This window comes from Nocardia shimofusensis NBRC 100134, from assembly GCF_001613125.1.
Classification (GTDB): Bacteria; Actinomycetota; Actinomycetes; order Mycobacteriales; family Mycobacteriaceae; genus Nocardia; species Nocardia shimofusensis.
Map to the genome: position 1 here is coordinate 1 of NZ_BDBT01000008.1, position 15553 is coordinate 15553.

At 69.2% G+C, this 15553-nt stretch carries 15 protein-coding genes, 1 tRNA gene and 1 other RNA gene; 9 read left to right on the forward strand and 8 right to left on the reverse strand.

Annotated features, from left to right (window positions below):
* Positions 1 to 1651, reverse strand: a 1651-nt coding sequence (locus NS3_RS10730; protein WP_245649555.1) for a DNA polymerase III subunit gamma and tau, incomplete at its 3' end; no start/stop codon positions are given.
* 64 nt (positions 1652 to 1715) lie between these two features.
* On the reverse strand, positions 1716 to 2642 hold the full coding sequence (locus tag NS3_RS10735) for a neutral zinc metallopeptidase (RefSeq protein WP_067857636.1): 927 nt from the start codon (positions 2640 to 2642) through the stop codon (positions 1716 to 1718).
* 409 nt (positions 2643 to 3051) lie between these two features.
* Between NS3_RS10735 and NS3_RS10740 the strand changes: the two genes are divergently transcribed.
* Entirely contained in the window at positions 3052 to 4671 is a 1620-nt protein-coding gene (locus NS3_RS10740) for a DUF2207 family protein (protein WP_067857639.1), read from the forward strand.
* Positions 4672 to 4807: 136 nt separating this feature from the next.
* On the opposite strand, the gene NS3_RS10745 is transcribed toward NS3_RS10740, so the two are convergent.
* The 3 genes from NS3_RS10745 to NS3_RS10755 form a co-directional block, all read right to left on the reverse strand.
* Positions 4808 to 6076 (reverse strand): ROK family protein, encoded by a 1269-nt coding sequence (locus tag NS3_RS10745; RefSeq protein WP_067857644.1) that lies wholly within the window; start codon positions 6074 to 6076, stop codon positions 4808 to 4810.
* 342 nt (positions 6077 to 6418) lie between these two features.
* On the reverse strand, positions 6419 to 7120 hold the full coding sequence (locus NS3_RS10750) for a DUF8020 domain-containing protein (protein ID WP_067857647.1): 702 nt from the start codon (positions 7118 to 7120) through the stop codon (positions 6419 to 6421).
* A gap of 135 nt (positions 7121 to 7255) precedes the next feature.
* Positions 7256 to 7843 (reverse strand): HhH-GPD-type base excision DNA repair protein, encoded by a 588-nt coding sequence (locus NS3_RS10755; protein WP_067857650.1) that lies wholly within the window; start codon positions 7841 to 7843, stop codon positions 7256 to 7258.
* A gap of 149 nt (positions 7844 to 7992) precedes the next feature.
* On the opposite strand from NS3_RS10755, the gene NS3_RS10760 reads away from it, so the two are divergent.
* Both NS3_RS10760 and NS3_RS10765 read left to right on the forward strand, forming a co-directional pair.
* Positions 7993 to 8445, forward strand: coding sequence for a VOC family protein (locus NS3_RS10760; RefSeq protein WP_067857653.1), 453 nt, complete (start codon positions 7993 to 7995; stop codon positions 8443 to 8445).
* Between the two features lie 102 nt (positions 8446 to 8547).
* Positions 8548 to 9354, forward strand: a complete 807-nt coding sequence (locus NS3_RS10765) for a class I SAM-dependent methyltransferase (protein WP_067858150.1) — start codon at positions 8548 to 8550, stop codon at positions 9352 to 9354.
* A gap of 91 nt (positions 9355 to 9445) precedes the next feature.
* Here the strand turns inward: NS3_RS10765 and NS3_RS10770 are convergent, their stop codons facing one another.
* Together NS3_RS10770 and ffs are read right to left on the reverse strand one after the other, a co-directional pair.
* Positions 9446 to 10732, reverse strand: a complete 1287-nt coding sequence (locus NS3_RS10770; protein ID WP_067858153.1) for an aspartate aminotransferase type Ic — start codon at positions 10730 to 10732, stop codon at positions 9446 to 9448.
* Between the two features lie 271 nt (positions 10733 to 11003).
* Positions 11004 to 11098, reverse strand: an RNA gene (ffs, locus tag NS3_RS10775) — signal recognition particle sRNA small type.
* Positions 11099 to 11203: 105 nt separating this feature from the next.
* On the opposite strand from ffs, the gene NS3_RS10780 reads away from it, so the two are divergent.
* Positions 11204 to 11291 (forward strand) — tRNA-Ser (locus tag NS3_RS10780).
* 3 nt (positions 11292 to 11294) lie between these two features.
* Complete coding sequence (locus NS3_RS29770) at positions 11295 to 11675, forward strand: hypothetical protein (protein ID WP_067857656.1); 381 nt, start codon at positions 11295 to 11297, stop codon at positions 11673 to 11675.
* A 266-nt stretch (positions 11676 to 11941) separates the two neighbouring features.
* On the opposite strand, the gene NS3_RS10790 is transcribed toward NS3_RS29770, so the two are convergent.
* Positions 11942 to 12277: a hypothetical protein gene (locus NS3_RS10790; RefSeq protein ID WP_067857659.1), complete on the reverse strand. Its 336-nt coding sequence runs from the start codon at positions 12275 to 12277 to the stop codon at positions 11942 to 11944.
* A gap of 29 nt (positions 12278 to 12306) precedes the next feature.
* On the opposite strand from NS3_RS10790, the gene NS3_RS29775 reads away from it, so the two are divergent.
* From NS3_RS29775 to NS3_RS10810, 4 genes are all read left to right on the forward strand, one after another.
* The gene (locus NS3_RS29775) at positions 12307 to 13863 is read left to right on the forward strand and encodes an NsdA family TPR-like regulatory protein (protein ID WP_218018221.1); all 1557 of its coding nucleotides are present in this window, start codon (positions 12307 to 12309) and stop codon (positions 13861 to 13863) included.
* A gap of 14 nt (positions 13864 to 13877) precedes the next feature.
* On the forward strand, positions 13878 to 14357 hold the full coding sequence (locus tag NS3_RS10800; RefSeq protein WP_067857662.1) for a hypothetical protein: 480 nt from the start codon (positions 13878 to 13880) through the stop codon (positions 14355 to 14357).
* Positions 14358 to 14654: 297 nt separating this feature from the next.
* Positions 14655 to 14939, forward strand: coding sequence for a DUF7718 family protein (locus tag NS3_RS10805; RefSeq protein WP_067857665.1), 285 nt, complete (start codon positions 14655 to 14657; stop codon positions 14937 to 14939).
* A 1-nt stretch (position 14940) separates the two neighbouring features.
* A complete protein-coding gene (locus NS3_RS10810) occupies positions 14941 to 15366 on the forward strand; it encodes a hypothetical protein (protein ID WP_067857668.1) in 426 nt (141 codons plus the stop codon).
* The last annotated feature ends 187 nt before the right edge of the window (positions 15367 to 15553 follow it).

A 15553-nucleotide genomic window follows, 5' to 3' on the forward strand; every position in this document is an offset into this window, starting at 1 on the left:
GCGCGCCGGCCGGCTGTCCGTCCCGCGGCGCCGCGGGCACGCCGCCGGTCGACGCGGCCTGCGCGGCGGAGTCCCGCATGTGCTCGTCACCGCCGGACGGCGCCGATCCGCCGGTGTCGACCGCGGGGTCGTCCGGACGCGCGTCGCCGGTTCCGCCCGTCGTGGAGTCGTGTGGATCGTGCGTCAGTGGATCGTGCTTCACCGGCGGTGGGAGCGCGGCCGCCCCGGCGCCCGCCGGATCACCCTTGCCCGCCGGATCACCCTTGACCGCTGGATCACCCGTGACCGGCAGATCACGCACGGGCGAAGAGACCGGGCCCGCCCCGGAGGAGGCAGGCCCCGGCGCGGCGTCCTTGCCCTTGCTCTGACGCACGGCGGCGAGGACTTCCGCCCCGCGCCGACGCGACAGATCGCCTGCGCTCGGCCGGGCGACCGGTGCGGCGGCGGATTCGACGGCCGGTCCGGCCGGGACGGGCACGGCCGCGAGTGCGCCCCCGCTCGCCACGCTGCGTTCGAGCCGTTCGAGCCGTTGCAGCGTGGCCGCCTCGCTGTCGGAGACAGCGGGCAACAGCATCCGCGCGCACACGACCTCGAGCAGCAAGCGGGGCGCGGTGGCCCCGCGCATCTCGCCGAGCCCCTCGTGCAGCAGTTCGGCGAAGCGGGTCAGCCCGGCCGGACCGATGCTGTCGGCCTGTTCCCGCATCCGGTCGAGCACATCGCCGGGGCCGGCGACCAGACCGCGCTCGACCGCGTCGGGCACCGCTTGCAGCAGGATCAGGTCACGGAACCGCTCGAGCAGGTCGACGGCGAAACGACGCGGATCGTGCCCGGCCTCCATCACCCGGTCGATGGTCCCGAACAGCGCCGCGCCGTCGTTGCCCGCCAGCGCCGTCACCGCGTCGTCGATCAGGGCCACATCGGTGACACCGAGCAACGAGACCGCGCGGCGGTAGGTCACGCCTTCTTCGCCCGCACCGGCGAGCAGCTGGTCGAGGACGCTGAGGCTGTCACGGGGAGAACCGCCGCCCGCCCGGATGACCAGCGGATACACCGCTTCCTCGACGGCGACGTGCTCCTGCTCGCAGATCCGCCCGAGCAGTCCGCGCATGGTGGCGGGCGGCAGCAGCCGGAACGGGTAGTGGTGGGTGCGCGAGCGGATCGTCGGCAACACCTTGTCCGGTTCGGTGGTGGCGAAGATGAAGATGAGATGGGCGGGCGGCTCCTCGACGATCTTGAGCAGCGCGTTGAAACCCGCGGTGGTCACCATGTGCGCCTCGTCGACGATGAACACCCGGTAGCGCGAGGTGGCGGGCGCGTAGAAGGCGCGGTCGCGCAGTTCACGGGTGTCGTCGACGCCGCCGTGGCTGGCGGCGTCGAGTTCGATGACGTCGAGATTGCCCGGCCCGCCGGGCGCCAGCGCCTCGCACGACTCACAGCGCCCGCACGGGCTGGCGGTCGGACCCTGCTCGCAGTTGAGCGAGCGGGCCAGGATGCGAGCCGAGGACGTCTTACCGCAACCGCGCGGACCGGAGAACAGGTAGGCGTGATTGATCCGGCCGGTGTCCAGCGCGGTACTCAGCGGTTCGGTGACGTGCTCCTGCCCCACCACTTCCGCGAATGTCGCCGGTCGGTACTTCCGGTACAGAGCCACAGCCCGAGACTACTGCCGGGGCCCGACGAGGTAGGGAGGAGCCGGGAGTTGGCGGAGGAACAGCTCAGCTCACCGCTTCGGCCGGAGCGGCGAAGGTGTTGCACTGCGCGGCGCGGTTGTGCTCCACACCGATCTCGAACCAGTTGCCGCTGTTGTCCGGACTGCCGTGGTCGGGCGAGTCGGTCGGGGCGTCACCGCGACCGTTCGCATCGCGGATCGCCAGGCTGATCTGCGAGCTGCTCAGCGCACCCCCTTCCTGCGACGACCCGAGATACATGCCGTCGAAGCACTGCGCCTGCAACTCGATGCGGCGCGAGAGCTCGAGTCCGCGGTCGCTGCGGACGCCCGCTTCGACTCGCTCGCTGTTGGCCTTGCGCAGAATCCCCGACATCGCCTGGACGTGGTGGCCGTACTCGTGGGCGAACACCGACAGGTACACCACCCAGTTGTCCTTGAACAGATCGGTCTGCAACTGGCTGACCGGCATGTAGATGGTCTTGTTCGCCGGGCAGTAGAAGGCGGCGAAATTGGTGGTGGTGCCGGTGCACGGGGTGGAGATGCCCTCGGTGGTCGCGCTGACCTCCAGCGCGGGCGGCGTGAACGACAGATCCGCGTCCGCGAGCACCGGCTTCCACGCGTCTTCCAGACAGGCGGCGGCACTGTCGAAGAACGCGCGCGCGACACTCACCTGGGTGCCCCACGGCGCGTAGTCGCAGTTCGCCGGGATCAAGGTCAGATCCGGATCGGTGAGCAACGGGTTGCTCGCGGATTCGGAAGCGGCCGTCCCGTCGGGGTCGTAGGTGAAGCCGGGGGTAGGACCGGTGGCGCGATGCTCGGTGAGATCGAGCCGGACCGCGGCACGCACCAGCCCGCCGACGACCACCACCGCGATCACCAGCAACACCGCCAGCCACCGGCCACCGCCACCGCTCTTGCGGGGCGGCTGCTGCGAACCACGACCCGGCGGACCGTAGGGCATGGGGGGCGGCATCGGCGGCCGGTAGGCCCGCTGCGGTCCGTACCCCGGCGGGTAGGCGGGCCGCTGCGGCGGCGGGGACTGCGGCGGCGGGGACTGCGGCGGCGCGGAGTATGCCCCTGGCTGCGAATAGGCTTGCGGTGGAGCGTATCCGGGCTGCCGACCGTGATTCGGGCGCGGTCCGTGACCGGGTTGCCTACCGCGGCCGGGGTACTGCGCGGGCCGGTGACCGGGCTGCTGCCCGTAACCGGGAGAACCGCCCTGACCAGGGATCGGCGGGACCGGGCGGCCACCGGATGGATCGGGTCCGTAGCCGTGCGGTGGTTGGGTCACTCCCCCTGCCCCTCCATGCTCGAATCGCCGCCGGCCGTTGCGCGAGAACAGCCGCGGGCGAAGGATACCAACCCTATTAGAGTAGGCAGCCATGTTGAGTTTTCGGGGGGCCGCTGCGGGCGCGCTGATGCTGGCAGCCGCGGGGATATCGGCCACCGCCCCGCTTGCCCGGGCCGAGCAGCCTCCGGGCATCACCATCGTCGCCGACCTGCTGCTCGACACCCAGGGGGTCCTGCAGGTCGAGGAGAAGGTCACCGTCCCCGAGGGGGACGAATTCCGGATGTCGCTGCCGTTGCGCCTACAGGTCGAACCGGACGTGGAGCGTCGCTTCCGGGTCACCGACGTGGAGACCACCGGCGTGGGTTCCACCACAACCGCCGACGACCGGTTCACCATCATCGCCCCGCCCGGGGAATCGACCTTCCGCTACTCGGTGCACAACACCGTCGGCGACGCCCCGAACAGCCAGGTGTTCCACTGGCTCGGCGTGGTCGACACCGACATCGCCTCGATCAGCGCCGCACTGGTGGCGCCCAGCTACGAGCTGGCCATCGTGGACTGCACGCTCGGCCCGCCCGGCAACACCCGCCCCTGCGCCGACGTGCGCACCGAGGCGATCGGCGTGCTGCATCTCGAGCAGACCGACATCCGCAAGGGCGACGCCATCGACCTCACCGTGCAGGTTCCCCCCGGCACGGTGCCCGCCAACGCCGACGTGATCGACCACAACGCGCCGGGACCGTTCTCGGTCACCGCGCCGGTGCTGGCGGCCTTCGGCGTCCTTGCCGCCGTGCTCGCCGCGCTGGCCGCGCTGGTCTGGCGGGCCAGGCGCGAGAACGAGTCGGCGAGCACCGGTTCCGACGTGATCGACCCGCTGGACCGCGCGGACGGGCATGTCCGGTTCATCTCGCCCGAGGGCATCCTGCCCGGCGAAGCCGGACTGCTGCTCGACGAACACGTCGACCCGATCGACATCGCCGCCACCGTGGTCGATCTGGCGGTGCGCCGCTATCTGTGGATCACCCGGATCGCCGAGAGCGACTGGCGGATCACCCGGATCAACGAACCCGACGACCAGCTGCGCGCCTACGAGCAGGCCGTCTACCGCGCCCTGCTGCCCGACGGCGTGGATGCGGTCACGCTGCGCGAAGTGCGCGATTCCGGTCGCGCCCAGCAGGATTCGGTCCGTGCGGCGATGATCGCCGACTCGGTGGACCGCGGCACCTTCGTCGACCGCACCCGCCCCGGCCCCTGCCTCTGGTTCGGCGGCGGCCTCGCCGTCGCGGGCGTGCTCGCCACCGTCGGCCTCGCGGTGACCTCCGGTTACGCCCTGGTCGGCGTCGCCATCCTGCTCGCGGGCGTGGCCGTCATGCTGCTGCCCAAGTACCTGCCCGCCAGGACCGCGCTCGGCAGCGACATCGCCCGCCGGGTCCGCGCCCTGCAACGCGGCCTCGACGCGATCGGCATCGACCACATTCCCGCCACCGATCGGGAGACGGTCTTCTCCCGCGCCCTGCCCTACACCGTGGCCTCGGGCCGCGTCGACAGTTGGGTGCGCACCTTCCGCTCGATCGACCCCAGCGACGACTCCCATCCCGGCCTCTACTGGTTCGGCGGCTACGAACGCGACCGCGACCTGCAGCGATTCGCCGGCGACTTCCCGTTCTTCATCACCGCCGTCGAGGGGCTGTTCCACACTCCCAAGGTCTGACCGGCATTCCGGACGCGGTCGCATCCTTGCGCGATCAACGCTCGGCGGCCTCGAGGCCCGGTGGGACGATCCCCGCCGGGCCTCGAGTGCGTTTCGGATGCCGAGATCACCCCGCGCGTTCGAACGACGCGCGGGCTCACTCCGCCGCCGCGAGACGGCGCATCGCCGCGAGCGGGTCCGCGTACAGGCTGCTCAGCGATGCCACCACGGCCGCGAATTCCTGCACCTTGCCGCCGAATCCGCTGATCCGGATGTCGGTGGGCGGCAGGGCCGAGGCGCTGCGGAAGGCCTTGGCGACGTGCGCGACGCCGGGACGGTAGCCGGTGAAGGCCTGACCGCCCAGGATGACCCGGTCGGGGTTGAGCATGTCGCTCACCAGCGCGACCGCGTTGCCCAGGACCGTCGCCCGCTCGACCAGCAGATCGTGCGCCGGACCCGACCCCTCGGCGGCGGCGTTGTAGAGATCGGTGATGGTCGAACCCGCGGTTCCGTTGTGCGCCGGGATGATTCCCTTGCCGACCGCCCGCGCTACCAGGGCACGGTCGCCGACAGTGGCCTCCAGGCAGCCGCGCCTGCCGCAGGAGCAGGTCACCTCCGAGCCGGTGGGCAGGTGCGCGATGGAACCGGGCCCGCTGCTCGGGGTATGCACCCGGCCGTCGAGAGTGACCGCGACACCGGCGGTTTCGCGCACGTAGAAGAACAGTCCGGCGCCACGCTCGGGCGCGCGGCCGGGCTGTGGGACGGGCAGCAGCAGTTCGGAGGCGGCCATCGCCTCGACGTGCGGTGCCACCGAGACCGGCAGCTCGAGCACCTCGGCGAGGACAGCTCCCAGATGCGCGCCCTGCCATCCCAGGACGGGATGGTCCACGGTGCCGCCGTGCGGGTCGACCCGGCCGCCGACGGCCACGCCCGCCCACAGGGCCCGACGCCGATGCCACCGGCGCAGAAAGGCTTTCGCGCTGCGGGCGATGGTGGTGGTGGCGAAATCCTGGCCGGTCTGCGGGGTCGCGATGGCGAGTCCACCGATGATGCGTCCGCGCAGGTCGGCGGCCACGATCTTGGTGGAGACGGCGCCGATGTGGATGCCGAGGGTCAGGTAGCTGTCGTGGTCGACCTCGAAGGGCACTCGCGGCCTGCCCACCGCGCCGGGGGTGGTCAGGTCGGGACGCTCGCGCAGCAGACCGGCCGTGAGCAGTGCCGACACCTGGCGGTTCACCGTCGCGATGCTCGAACCCGTGGTGCGCGCGGCATTGTCGCGCGAGACCGGACCGCCGGTGGCCGCGCGCAGCACGGCGGCGGCGGGGTTGTCGCTGATACGCAGTTCGGGCGCGACGACCGGACGCTGGGTGCGGGTGCGTGCGATGGAGGTCCGGGAAGTGGAGCGTTCCAGGATGGGAAGAGACATCTGTTTTCCTTGCTGAAGCCCGGCCGAGGACGGGACATGCCTACACGTGCGGCGACGGTGGCGCGTGAGCGAGGAAGGAACAGCTCAGCGCCGACGGCGGGAACAACACAGTTCCCGCGTCGGCGGCAGCCGAAGACCCAGCGCGGCGGTCACGTAGGTGACCCGCGTGGCGGTGGGACGGCCGGAAGACATAAAGAAAAGGTAACACCGCCGTCGCCGCCGCACCAAGCTTTGCGCCGCCTCCGGTGGGGCAATCCACAGCAAACCTCATCGGGTCCCGCCCACGACAACGGCCCCGCCCGGCGCGAGAAGCGCTGGGCGGGGCCGGAATTGCGCCGGAAACTACTTGGCGGGAGGCGTGAACGGCTGGTTGACGGTGGTCAGGTACTGGATCGCGGCGCCGATCGCGACAGGAGCGGTCACCAGGATCTGACCGGCCAGCGTGCCGATCGCGCCCACGGCCAGGATGCCGCCGATGCAGCCGATCGCGGCGGCAGGGACGAAGGGACCGAACAGGCCTACGATGGTCGCCGAGGCGACGGTGGCGCCCGCGACGCCGCCCAGGACGCAGCCCAGTGCGCCGCCGCCGAGGCCGCCGACCAGGGTGCCGATGGCAGCGCCCATGGTGATCGTGCTGGTCAGCCGGGTCCAGGCGGCGACCTCACGCTCGTATTCGCTCTTCCAGGGCGCCTTGTCCTCGTAGGGCAGGGCGACCGGCTTGTAGACGGCCTCGTCCACGGAGATCCGCGGGGTCAGGGTAGCGGTGCGATCGCTGATCTGCGCGGCGATCGGGAACTCGAACTCGTCGATGCGGAAGGTCAGCGGGGTGCCCGCGAGGGTGTCGCCGTTGGCGGCCTTGATCTTCAGTGCGTTGTCCTCGACGACCAGCGAGCCGGAATCGATCGAGATGATCGACTGCGTATCGGTGGCGCGGGCGGTGAAGTTCACGCCCTCCTGCGCCGGTGCGGCATGGGCGGTGCCACCGGCGATGCCGGCCACGACGGACACCAATGCCGTGAGCACGGCAAGCTTGCTCTTCTTCATCTGCGCTGCAATCCCTCATCCGGTGGAGCTGTTCGGTCGCAAGCATCCGGCAACCGGCTCACCGTCGGGAGGAAAAAACGCAGCGAGATTCCAACAGCCCGGGCTTTCGACAGCCCGGACTTTCATCAGCGCGGGCTATTCGCCCGCGGCCGCCTTCGCCTGCGCTTTCATCTGCTTCTTGAACGCGCGCACCTCGAGCAGCGATTGTTCGTCGGTGATGTCGGCGGCCGATCGCCGGGAATTCGGCTCGGAGTAGTCGCCCGCCGCTTTCTCCCAGCCGTCCGGCCGCACACCGAGCTGCTTGCCGAGCAGGGCGAGGAAGATACGCGCCTTCTGCTTGCCGTAGCCGGGCAGATCCTCGAGTCTGCGCAGGACAGTCGCACCGTCGGGGTCGCCGTCGGTCCAGATGCGCTCGGTCTCGCCGTCGTAGTGTTCGATCACATACCTGGCCAGATCCTGGGTGCGCCTGGCCATCGAACGGCCGTAGCGGTGAATCGCCGGCGGCGTGGCGCACAGCTCTTCGAATTCCGCCTGGTCGGCCTCGGCGATGCGACGGATATCGAATCCGTCCATGCGCTCGGCGATTTTCCGCGGCCCGCGAAACGCGTGCTCGAGCGGATACTGTTGATCCAACAGCATGCCGGTGAGCAGCGCGAACGAATTCTCCGACAGCAACTTGTCCGCCTCGGGCTCCTGCGCCAGACACAAAGCAACGCTCACCATCGTTCCCTTCGCGGTAGCCGACAATTCCTGCCTCGATCATCCCACCTCCCTCGCGCCCACGGCAGCCGACGTCGGGCGCGAGATCCGATGCCGGGCGCGCTGCGCGTCCGGCCGCCGGATGTCGGTGCCCCCGGGTAGTTTCCCGGCCTATGGCACTGAGTTGGAAGCTCGTCGTCGACACCCGCAACGCGCCTGCGCTGGCCGACTTCTGGGCCGCGGCCCTCGGCTACGACGTGGAGGATCCCGACCCGCTCATCGAGCGTTTGCTGACGGCAGGCCAGGTCGGCGACGACATGGTCGCCGAGCACAACGGCCGCCGCATCTTCCGCGGTTACGCCGCCATCCGTCACCCCGAGGACCCGTTCGACCCGGTGAGCGGAATCGGCCGGGGCCGCCGCATCCTCTTCCAGGACGTCCCCGAACCCAAGGCCGTCAAGAACCGCCTGCACATCGACATCCACGCCGACGCGGACGGCATGGACGCCCTGGTGACGCGATTGGAAGCCCTCGGCGCGAGCCGCGTGAACGAGGTCGACCAAGGCCCCGCCGGGCACTGGTGGGTCATGCGCGATCCAGAGGGCAACGAGTTCTGCGCGGGATGACCGCAAGGGTGACCCGAGTCACAACCTGACGCTGCGATCGGGTGGGCCGCCGCGTACGCTCGGCGCATGACGACGGTGATCCCGACGGACGGACAAGCGCGCATGGACACTCCCGGTTTGCGCCCGGACCGCTTCGACAGCGCGGGCCAGAATCAATTGGTCGACGTTCGAGACCTGCAAGCGGCCCTGCCCGGCATCCAGCGGCTACGCACCTGGGCCCACCAGGCGCTGGCGCTGAATCCCGGCGAACGCGCCGTCGACATCGGTTCCGGCACCGGCTCGGAAGTCCTCGCCTTCGCCGATGTGGTCGGCCCGACCGGCGAGGCCATCGGCGTCGAACCCGACCCGCACCTGCTCGCCTCCGCGGAACGCCGGGCCGCCGAGAAGGGGTCGACCGCCAAGTTCCACTCCGGCGACGCCTACGGAATCCCGTTCGGCGCGGACTACTTCGACGCGGTCCTGTCCGAGCGTGTCTTCCAGCATCTGACCGCCCCCGCCCGCGCGGCCAACGAGATCGCCCGCGTGCTGCGCCCGGGCGGGCGGACCGTCGTGGTCGACGTCGACTGGGACACCGCCATCGTGCATCCCGGCGACCGGCGCGTGGTGCGCGAGGTGATCGAGACCCTGATCTCGGCCACCACCAACCCGCTGTCCGGCCGCAGGCTGCCCGGCCTGCTCACCCAGGCCGGCCTGGTGATCGACGAGGTCGGTTCGCACGCCCTGGTGCAGACCCGCGCCGCGGGCCCCGGCTCGCTGGTCGATCGCATCTCCGCCATGGCGGTGGCCCGCGGCTCGATCACCGAGGCCGAGCGCAACCAGTTGCTCGCCGACCTGGAGCGCGGCGCCCGCACCGGCGACATCCACCTCTCGGTGACCATGTTCGCCGTCCTCGCCCACAAGCCCGCCTGACCCGCCCAGAACGAACAGCGGCCCTCGGATCCACCGTGGATCCGAGGGCCGCGTCGTCATGAGGACCCGCGTGCCGAGCGCCTGCTCCGCGCTACTTGCCGAGCGCCTTCTCGGTGGCCGCCAGCAGCACGCAGGTGGCCAGCCCGTCCATCGCCACCTCCAGTTCGGCGAGCTTCGGGAAGCTCGGCGCGATGCGAATGTTCTTGTCCTCCGGATCATTCCGATACGGGAAGGCCGACCCCGCGGCGGTCAGCGCGATGCCCGCCTTCTTCGCCAGCGCGATCACCCGGCTCGCGGTGCCCTCCGGCACATCGAGGCTGATGAAGTACCCACCCTTGGGCTCGGTCCACGACGCCACCTTCGACGCGCCGAGGCGGTCTTCCAGGATCCGGCGGACCAGCGCGAACTTCGGCTCCAGGATCTCCCTGTGCTTCTGCATGTGCGCCCGCACGCCTTCGGCGTCGCCGAAGAACCGCAGGTGACGCAGCTGATTGATCTTGTCCGGCCCGATGCTCTTCTTCCCGGCGTGGCCGAGGTACCAATCCAGGTTCGCCTTCGACGCGCCGAGGAAGCTCACGCCCGCGCCCGCGAAGGTGATCTTCGAAGTCGACGCGAACACGATCGGCCGGTTCGGGTTACCCGCCTCGGCCGCCATGCCCAGCACGTCGAGCACCGGTTCGGCGGTGTCGGTCAACGGGTGCACCGCGTAGGCGTTGTCCCAGAACAGCCGAAAGTCCGGGGCGGCGGCGGGCAGCGAGACCAGCTCCCGCACAACCCTTTCGGAGAACACGACGCCGGTCGGGTTCGAGTAGTTCGGCACCGCCCACAGGCCCTTGACCGCCGGATCGGCGAGCAACTCGGCGATCTGCGCGGTGTCCGGGCCGTCGTGCAGCATCGGGACGGCGATCATCTCGATGCCGAGCGATTCGGTGATCGCGAAGTGCCGGTCGTAGCCGGGGGCCGGGCAGAGGAACTTGATCACCGGCTCGTCGGCCCAGCGCCGCTCGGAATCATCGGTGCCGTGGAGCATCGCGTACACGATCGTGTCGTGCATCAACTCCAGGCTGGCGTTGTTGCCCGCGATCAGGTTGTCCACCGGAATCCCCAGCAGCTCGCCGAAGATGGCGCGCAGTTCGGGAAGGCCGTGCAGCCCACCGTAGTTGCGGCAGTCGGTGCCGGTGCCGTCGCGGAAATCGCCGTCACCGGGCAGCGTCAGCAGCTCGTTGGACAGGTCCAGCTGCTCGGGCGCGGGCTTGCCTCTGGTCAGATCCAGCGTGAGCTTCTCGGTCTCGAGCTTCGCGTAATTCGCGGACTGGATCTCGTGTTCGGACACGAGCTCGTCATGGCTCATCAAACCGATCTGCGTTTGCCGGGGCATCCTGGGCAGCCTTTCAAGCAGCGAGGGGAAATGTGTGACATCCGCCGCGGCCGTGCGGCCGACGCCGGAGACGGTGTTCACGTTACCCGCAGCCGCCTCACCGTGGGGGTCCTTGCACGAGGGCAGCGCCGCGCCCGCGGCCGCCCCACCGCCCGATGATCGTCGGCCTGCGGTTATCGCCCTCGTGCCGCGGAAAAGGTCGCGATCGGGAGGCAGCCCGCGAGCGATCGATCTCGGGAAGTGGCACCGAGCCGGGCCGATCGGGCGAAATTTAAGGGGACCCCGCGCACCCGGCAGAGCCCGTTGACCCTTGCTGCCTTCCGGCCCTGGGGGAGTTCACAGGATGCGCGCCGCGCGGGATCCGTCGCCCACTATAGCCGGTCCCCGCACTCCCCGCTCCCACCCCCTACCCGCACTCCCGCCGGACCCCGGTTTGGCATCCACCCGCCACCACCCGCTATGCTGCTCCACGGAGGATTCGCCTAGTGGCCTATGGCGCTCGCCTGGAACGCGGGTTGGGTTAACGCCCTCAGGGGTTCAAATCCCCTATCCTCCGCCACAGATGGCCGGGTCGGTCGAGGTTTCCTCTTCCGACCCGGCCTTCTGCCTTTCTCCGACCCGGCCTTCTGCCTTTCCGAGGGCAGCTTCCGCCCGGCACCCCGACGAGGTGTCCACCCTCGCCGCCCTCCTGATAGGCCCGGACGGCGCCTTCATCATCACCGGCAGCGACTTCCTGATGGAAGGCGGCGCAGCGGCGCACCGCCTGCCGGTTCTACGGCGACCTCGCCTCGAGCTGACCTCGGAACAGTTCGCGTCACGGCACGCGCGCCGGAGGTCGCGCTCTCGCGTGCGGCGCGGGAAAGACGATTCGCTGGTCGGCGAGACTTCTGTGTTTGCCGCCTCGCGGCAATATGTCACGCAGGTAGAAAGCGACCTCGAGTAGCGGATCGATGCGATCGGCAGGAGCCTGAGCGGCAGGTATCGGAGCCTCGAACGCCGGCGGCACGAACGGAGGAGAACCCCGATCGCATCGACCGACTGCCGCTGAGACGGGCGATTCCAGGACAGGCCGGTCCGCGACGATCTCGATACTCCGGGGACGATGAACCGCACGCCGCATTTCCGCGCATACCCGAAGGAACCAGCCCACCGCGACGAGGTAGACGGCAACGACCACCAGCACTGCGGCGATTCCGGCGCTCCGGAGCATCACGGCCGCATCGGGGCGGCGGGCACGATCGACGGCCGGCGGTGTCCGCGCGGCCATACCTCGTACGGATCGCAGACGATCACCCGCGCGTGCTCGGTCAAGGCGCGACTAGCAGCCCACACGTGGTCCACGCTCGGCGCGATCACCACCACGGCCCGGTGCCGATGCAGTTGCTCGAGCACACCCACTGTCGGCATGTACGTCTCGGCATCGATCTCCACGATCGTGGCGAGCGTGTGCCCGGCGGCTTCGGCGGCCGCGCGGAGGGTGGTTCGGTCGTTCCCGTGACGATCGCCGGACACATCGCGGTCCAGAACTCCGATCGCTGTCGCCATAGCGCAATCCCCTGACGTCGGTGGAATGGGTGACACCCGACGCCGAGGTCCTACTCGTGAAGCCACCCACCCGGCGTCGGGGCCTGCGTCGAGCAAATCCCGAAACGGGAAGTCCTGGAATGCCTTCGCGGTCTACCCTGGTCGAATTCGTGGTCTACTCCGGTCTACTTCTGGTATGCGGGTGCGGCGGCAGGGGGCAAGAGCTGGGTATGCGGGTCACATGGACCGGTGCGCATGCGACGGCACTCCGAGAAGCGTTGGGGCTCACTCGAGCTCGTTTCAGCGAGAAGGCGGGAATAGCCCTTTCCACGGTGAGGAAGTGGCGGGCGCTCGGCGACGACATCACGCTGTCGGACAAATGCGTGGAAATCATGGTGACGATGCTCGATCGAGCGACCCCGGAACAGCGGACGCGGTTCGCCGAGGCTACGAACGCCCTGTCGCACGCGCACGCCGATACGGTGGAGGCGCAGTGGCTGCCCGGTGTGTGGACAACTACGACCTGCGGGGTCGCCGCCAGCTTGACCAGGGAGGACCTGATGTTCGATCGCCGTCGGCTCAATCGCGCGCTACTAGGCGTCGTGGTCGGTGTGCAGCTGCTCGAGCCGTTGGAGCGCTGGCTCGCCGAGACCAGCATGTCGACTGCGCCCGGCCGGTCGCGGCTGGGTGTCGGCACACCGGAGATTACCGCGCTGGAGAACGCCGCGCGCATCTTTCGCGCATGGGACGACCAGTACGGTGGCGGGCTGCGGCGCAAGGCTGTCATCGGACAAATCGCGGAAGTCAACGATCTTCTCGGCGTACAACATCCCGCCGAGGTCCGCGCACGACTGGCCGGCGTCATGGCCCAGCTCGCCGAGACCGCGGCGATGATGTCCTGGGATTCCGGCGAGCAGTATCGTGCACAGCATTACTACGCGCTGGCAGTTCGCGCTGCACGCGAGGCCGAGGACCGAGCGTTCTGCGCGGTCGTACTGGCCGGGATGGCACGGCAGCTACTTTCACTGCACCGGGCCACTGACGCGCTCGAGATCATTCGCCTGGCACAGGACTACGGAGCCGGGTATCTCACCCCGCGCTGCGAGGCGATGCTCTACAGCCGTGAGGCGTGGGCCTACGCGAAACTGGACAGAACTACCGCGTTCCGTCGCACCTGCGACAAGGCGCACTCGGCGCTCGCCGAGGCCGACCGAATGCCCGATCCGCACTGGATCACCTATTTCGACGCCTCCGAGCTGACGGGCACGATCGGCGGCAGGCTACTCGAGCTGGCGCGGCGCGAACCGAGGTTCGCCGGTGAGGCTGCCGAGAATATCGCGCAGGCGGTGGCACTCCGAGATCCCGCACGACGGCGTTCGGCCGCGCTGGATCAACTCAACATGGCCGAAGCCCGCATGATCGAAGGCGAAGTCGAAGAGGCCTGTCGAGTCGGGCACGCCGCGCTCGCAGTGGTCGAGCAGACCGCATCGGACCGCGTCGCGAAGAAGCTGGTCCGGGTGTACAACCGCACGGAAGAGTTTGTGAAGGTGCGCGCGGTAGCCGATCTGCGGGAGCGGATGCGGCCGCTGGTCGCCGCGAGAGCGTGAGGAGCACAGCCGCGATGGTGCGGATCGGCGTGACCGGACACATGAACATCACCGAGGAGACGGCGAAGAAGGTCTACGCCGCCGTGCGAGAACTGCTCGCCGCGCATGACGCGGCGGATCTGGTCGGGGTCTCGTGCATCGCCCGCGGCGCGGACTCGGTGTTCGCGCGCGCCGTACTCGATGCCGGAGCTCGACTCGAGGTGGTCCTGCCTTCGCGGGATTACCGGGCCGCGAAGGTGAAGCCTGACCATGCCGAGGTCTTCGACGAACTCGTCGGGCGCGCAACAGAAGTACGGGTGATGGACTTCGACACCGCGAGCCGGGACGCCTACGAAGCCGCCAACGAAGCCGTGCTGGGCAGCGTGGATCGGCTGGTGGCGGTCTGGGACGGCGACGCCGGGCAGGCTGGTGGGACGGCGTCGGTGGTCGAGCTGGCGCGGGAGCGTGGGGTGCCGGTCGATGTGGTGTGGCCGGAGGGTTCTGCGCGCGAGTGACTGGCTCACTCGCCGAGCGCTTTCCCTACGTGAGACGACGGCGACCTTGCCTCTTTCTGCCTACGATCACTGAAAGCATTGGTGCTCAATGCTTCTCGCCGCGAGAAATCCGGCCGAATCCCATACGTAGGCGATAGCTCGTCGCTATTCTCTCTCCCCGTGGTTCGTCGCGGACAACAGAGCAAGAGGGCACTTCGTCAGGCCGAGCGCGCCCTGTCCGAACAACTCGGTTCCACCTGTGGGCTATACGAACCACCGGACCGGACCGACTGCCGGGCAAAGCAGTGGGAGTCGGCGGTGGACGACACCAACTCCGTGAGCCTGCAGTTCAACCTGTGGCACCGTGATGGGCGGCTGGTGGATTTCGTCATCAATGTCCGGGTTCTCGCTCCGGGCGGGTGGACGGATGTCGAACGGTTCGACTGCTGCCACGGGCACTGTCACCTGCACGCGGACAACGACGAGACCGCCCCACGGAGCCTCTACCGGCTCGATGACGTGGACGACGTGGCGCGCGCTTTTCGGAAAGTCGAACCGATGGCCGACAAGCGGGCGCGTATTATTCGGGACAAAGGAGCGTGAGATGAACCAATCGCAACTGGACGAGTTCCGCCGCGAGGTCAACCACAATCTCGCATGTGGCGCGCTTTCCGATTACGACCTCCCGGTGACCGGTTCCGACGGCGGCTGCCCTGTGGTGGTGGCTCTCGAGGAAGAGGCCCTGTCGACCGTCCTCGGACGGTTGCGAGCTGTGGGCGGGTTCGCGAACCTCTTCGTTCGCGGCGACGGCCGGGTCCGGATGGCCTCCGTGATTCAGGAAGCGTCGGCACTGGTCGATTCGCCGGACGACATGTCCTCCTCCACCGACGCACGTCCCGGCCCGTCCGCCACGATCGGGATGTTCTTGGATTGGGTCGAGCAGTGTCCGAGCGGTGTCAAGATCTCCGCTGCTCTCGGGCATCCCGCAAGGGCGCGCGATGCCAAGCTTGTCGAGCTGACCGGCGTTTAGCCGATACGGACGGCGACGGCCAACCCGCGGCCGGATCCGACCGGGCAACACCGCGATATTCCGTTGCACCGCCCATCCCCGACGGCCTACATTTTCGATACGCAATCGGGGAGAGCGGGCCGGAGTCCGGTCGGTTACCACTTCTCATGGGGATGTCGCGGGTTCGAGTCCTGCCGGGAGCACATGA